2 protein-coding genes are annotated in these 2,097 nt (G+C 30.4%); both read right to left on the bottom strand.

The window, feature by feature from the left end:
• Positions 1-247: 247 nt before the first annotated feature.
• Positions 248-1,000 (bottom strand): hypothetical protein, encoded by a 753-nt coding sequence (locus ACVCZW_RS02070; protein WP_452231523.1) that lies wholly within the window; start codon positions 998-1,000, stop codon positions 248-250.
• A 143-nt stretch (positions 1,001-1,143) separates the two neighbouring features.
• Positions 1,144-1,812, bottom strand: a complete 669-nt coding sequence (locus ACVCZW_RS02065) for a hypothetical protein (RefSeq protein WP_452231522.1) — start codon at positions 1,810-1,812, stop codon at positions 1,144-1,146.
• Positions 1,813-2,097: the final 285 nt, after the last annotated feature.

Raw genomic sequence — 2,097 nt, 5'->3', positions numbered from 1 at the left:
CCAATCCGTAACGTTTTTCAGATTACATTATTCATCTGAGTCATTATTCCCTTGTTGGAAGTTCAGACTTATAGATTTTCCAATAATTTTTGTTGGTGAGTAACTTATAGATAACGTGTTTGTATATGATTAGTGGCGTGTTTCAGCACCTAATTTAGCAAATAAAAACGGAATAGAAAATCTGCAAAGATTTTCGTAAGCAAGCTAAAACTAGCCATTAATTATATACGGTGTTGGCATTTCGTATTTATCTTCCACAATTACAGTTTTCTATCCAATCCTCTTTGTAAAAGTTAAAATAGTCTTTTGTGACTTCGTATGATTTTTTAAAGTCAAAATTCAGATAGCTTTTATACAATTCACGATATGAAGCTGGAAATCCGCTTTGCATATTCTTGGTATGCACAACATTATCTCTTAAATGCTTTATCTCTAATAGAAATTCATATTTTTTCGGATTGTCTTTCAAAAACGATTTATTCATTATTTGCGGTATAGCCTTTTTAATTTTGTTCAAAAAGTCCATTGACCTTTGTGTTCTTTCCTTATTATAATTTTTACTTTTAATTTTAATTGAAAAATCGTCTGGAATTAAACTGTTGTTAAAAGCCTCGATTGATGTAAATAAATTAATGATATAATCAGATGACAATTGAAAGAAATTATAAAAAGCGTGAGATAGGTCGCTGAAATTATTTGTTGTCAAATTCGATTCGAGAAGAGTTGATTGAATCTTTAGTAATTCGTTCAGTTTGTCTTCTGCGTTTGTAAAATACAGGATTGATGGCTCTGGTTCAGGAATCATATATGGTTTTCCGTTAATCAGGTGAACAAAACCTTGAATTATGGTTTTATCTTCCAATTGCATAAAAACTTTTGGATATTCCTCAAAGTCAACTTCGTTAGATTTTTTCGCATATTCATTCACTTCGTCTAATTCGTCGAACTTAAAATCAACTTTAATGTTACCTACAAATTTTCTTTTGGAATGTGGTTTCATATGAATGCCAACGTGTTTGTGTATGCTTAGTTGCGTGTGTAAGTTACTAATTTAGTAAACAAAAACGGAATAGAAAATCTGTAAAGATTTTCCGAACAGACAAGAACCTAGCAATTAAATATACACGTTGTTGCCAGTAGTACTTATTTTATTATTCCTCTTTTCGATTCGTTCAATACATATTCTTCAATTCGTATTCCTTGTATTTTAATATTATCGCTTGTTCCAATTCTTGCAGCTCTCGTAATCCATTGATATCCGAAATCAATGTCTTTAGCTTTATTGAACCAATCTTGAGGATAAATTTCAATCCGATTTATTTTTGGTTTTAATACAACAATTGCTGTGTTTCCCATATTTTGTTCATAATCCTCATACATTCCATCCAAATCATTTACTTGAATTATTTCTTCTATTTCCGAAAAGGAATTTGGGAAATCAAATTTCACATCTGTTTGATAAAAGTCAAAATAATACTCCAAAGTTCCAATTGGTTCAGCGTTGAATAAATAGGTTTTGTCGAGTTCAGTCCATTTAATTCCTTTTGTATTGATTGGTTTTAAATCAGAAGAGTTATAAAGTTCAATTTTTCTTGAACCTCTTTTCCAAATTAGGAACTGTCCATTTTCCAATGGTTTTAAGTAGCAATACATATCTAAAATTCCGATACAGTCATTTTTTGAGTTTAAACTGGTCAGAGCTAATTTCTCTCCGTTAAGTTTGTTTATTTCTTTCCAAACTAAATTTTCTCCCAATTTCGGAACCGAGCCTTTAAAATACCAAGGTGTTAAATACATTGAATATTCGTCCATTATTTTTTTGGTCGATTTCTCTTGGTTTTGGGAAAATATATTCTTTAAAAAATCAACTATCATTCTTGGTTCTCGTATTACTGGCAACGTGTTTGTATATGGAAAGTTGCGTTTTAACAGCGAGGATTTTCCGAAGGAAAATCAGAAGTTAGTAAAAGCGCAACCAACCTTATTTAAGCACTAATCTAGCAATTTTTTATATACGTTGTTAGCAAATGCAGCTCTAATTAGTAGTAAACTTAATAAAAAGAAATTTCCAACGTTAAATAAGAGCAGATAGATTTT

The organism is Lacinutrix sp. MEBiC02595 (genome assembly GCF_053601555.1).
Note: the sequence above shows the minus strand (reverse complement) of the source record. Positions and strands in the feature narration are given on the sequence as shown.